We start from the raw sequence: 2,590 nt of genomic DNA on the forward strand, positions 1-2,590 counted from the left end.
TTCCTTTTTTTTTGGGTTGGGGATGGTTATTAAGGGCAGGTTCGTGGAGGGCGCCGCCGTAACCGGCGACGCGGGCGAGAACGGCCGCGGCGTCACGGAGGCGCACGGCGCGGCCCGAGCCGATGTTGATCACGCCCTGGGCCGCGGAGAGCGAGGCGGCGTGGACGGCGCGGGCGACATCGCGTACGTCGACGAAGTCGCGCTGAACGCCGAGACCGCCGAGTTTGAGTTCGCCGTCGCCGGACTGCATGGCGCGGCGCATGGCTTCGGCCAGGCGGCCGAGCGGGGAGCCGGCGGGTGTACCGGGTCCCGCGGGTGAGAAGACGCGCAGGACCACGGCGTCCAGGCCGGAGCCGAGGACGAGTTCGGTGGCGGCGAGCTTGCTCACCCCGTACGGGCCGCCGGGGCGGGGCACGGCGTCCTCGGCGGTGGAGGAGCCGGGCTGGCTGGGCCCGTACTCCGCGCCGCAACCGAGCTGCACCAGGCGTGCGCCGCAGCCGCTGCGGCGCAGGGCCTCGCAGACGGTGGCGACGGCGACGGTGTTGTGCCGGGTGAGTTCGCGGGCGCCGCCCCTGGTGGCGCCGGCGCAGTTGACGACGACTCCGGGGTGGACGGCGTCCAGGAAGCGGGTGAGCGCGCCGGGGCTGCCGGTGGCGAGGTCGAACCGTACGTCGGCGTCGTCGCCGCGGCCGAGCGCGGTGAGCTGGACGGCCGGGTCGGCGAGCAGACGTTCGGCGACGAAGCGGCCGAGATATCCGTTGGCTCCGATCAGCAGGACCCTCATCGGGCGGCTCCCGGGGCGGGCTCTCCGGTTCGGGAGGTGATCATCTGGCGTTCTCCTTATGAGGTGGTGCCGTGGGTGATGAGGTGGCCCGCGGTGTCGGCCCCGCGGGAGAGGACGTCTGAGGCGTGGGCCCCGTGCGTCGATCGGGCTCGGACTTCGCGTGGCGGTGTACGGCCGTCGTGCGGAGCCCGAGGGGGTCAGGTCGCCCCGGAGGGCAGGGCGTGGGCCGAGGCCCGGGTCAGCGTGCGGGTGGCGTGGACGAGCAGGGCGAGCGTGGCGGCGCCGCACACGAGAGCGGGTACGGCTCCGGGCCCCCAGGCGTGGGCGACCGTCTCGACGGGGACGGCCAGGAAGGAGCAGCCGGGCAGGCGGCTCGCGAAGACGGTGCCCAGCGCGACCGCCTCGGCCAGGGCGGCTGCCCGGAGGGCGACCACCGGGGCCTGGGCGAAGCCGTGAGCGGTGAGGAGGCGGGCGAGCAGAAGGAGCGCCCCGAGGGCCGCGGCACCGGCGTACCCGGTGGGCTCGTCCAGGGCCGCGCCGCACAGCGCCAGCAGGGCGGCCAGGGCACCGAGGTGGAGTGCGAACACACCGAGGATCAGGGGCTTCATGGACTCGGCGAACTCCGTGAGGCCCCGGCTGGCGGTGAGTTTGCGGCGGGCCCGTACGGAGAGGAGGTGGGCGCACCAGACCGCGGGAGCACAGGACAGGGCGAGCGCGAGCACGGGTGCGACGGCCATGGGCCAGAGGCCGTGGGGCCCGCCTTCGAGACCGCCCGCGAGTAGGCCGTCGCCGAGAAGGGCGTACGCGATCAGCCAACACGTCCAGGTACGGGTACGGCCCGCCGTGCCGACCGGTGCGCGCAGTGGACCCCGGTCGAGTGCCGCGCGCAGGCCCAGCGCCACCGCCAGGGCGCCGAGGGCCGCGGCCAAGAGACGGGGCTGGCCATCGGTGAGCCGCACCCCGGCGACACCCGCCGCGCACAGGGCGCCCGGCAACAGGGCGAACAGAGCCCATCCACCGCGTGCGCCGGGCGCGCTCGGCACCGGCTCGCGCTCCGTGGATTCCTCCCCGTCACGCGACACGCGTGCGTACATCTCCTCGGCGAGCGAGAACACCTCGCGGTGCCGGAAGCGGGCGGCGGTACGGTCGGTCACCCCGTGCGCCTCCAGCCCGGCGGCGATCTCCAAGGGGTCGACCGCCCGCTCGCAGAGTTCCCGGTGCCGGCGCATCAGGGCCTTCACGGGGTCCACGGCGCCGCGGCGGGGAGCGGGCCTGGATGTGGCCCCGGGTAGCGCGAGGCCGTCGTCGGCCGCCCGGAGTACAGGGTCGGGCGGGGCGGCGAGGTCCCGCGAGGCAAGGGGGTCGCCCGAAGGCATGGCGCCGGGCGGGAGCTTCGTATCGAACCCGTCGAGCCCGTCGAGCCCGTCCAGCCCGTCCAACCGCAGCTCGCTCATCGCGCCCCCTCCCCCGCGGGCACCGGCTCCCCGGCGGCGGGAACCGGTTCCCCGGCGGCGGCAGCCGAAGGCCTCTCGACAGCCCGCACCGAGACCGCGGCCGACGTGGCCGCCACTGCCGCTGCCGCCTGAGCCGTGCGCGGGGCCGAAGCCATGGACCCGGCCGAGGCGGGGCTCGCCACCGAGGCCCAACCCGTGGCCGCTGCCGGCTCCGTGGTCGCAGCCGAACCCGTGGCCGCTGCCGGCTCCGTTGTCGCAACCGAGGCCGTGGCCGCCGCTGAAGCCGTGGTCCCAGCAGCCGAAGTCCCGCCCGCCACCAACGCCGCGTCCGGCCCAGGCACCCGGCTCCGCC

Annotated in this window: 3 protein-coding genes; 1 reads left to right on the forward strand and 2 read right to left on the reverse strand. The window is 75.7% G+C overall.

Annotated elements, in window-relative coordinates; genetic code table 11:
- The coding region (locus P1P70_RS43310; protein WP_319247807.1) for an NAD-dependent epimerase/dehydratase family protein at nucleotides 1–784 on the reverse strand (784 nt) is incomplete at its 3' end.
- A gap of 197 nt (nucleotides 785–981) precedes the next feature.
- Nucleotides 982–2,013, reverse strand: coding sequence for a hypothetical protein (locus P1P70_RS43315; protein WP_413471685.1), 1,032 nt, complete (start codon nucleotides 2,011–2,013; stop codon nucleotides 982–984).
- Between the two features lie 360 nt (nucleotides 2,014–2,373).
- Here P1P70_RS43315 and P1P70_RS43320 point away from each other — a divergent pair.
- On the forward strand, nucleotides 2,374–2,590 hold a 217-nt coding region (locus P1P70_RS43320; protein ID WP_319247811.1), incomplete at its 3' end, for a hypothetical protein.

Origin of the sequence: Streptomyces sp. MB09-02B, from assembly GCF_033794485.1 — a bacterium.
Classification (GTDB): Bacteria; Actinomycetota; Actinomycetes; order Streptomycetales; family Streptomycetaceae; genus Streptomyces.

Excerpts from the sequence above, each read along its gene's own strand:
- P1P70_RS43315 (WP_413471685.1), bottom strand. The coding sequence starts at position 2,013 with ATGCGCCGGCACCGGGAACTCTGCGAGCGGGCGGTCGACCCCTTGGAG.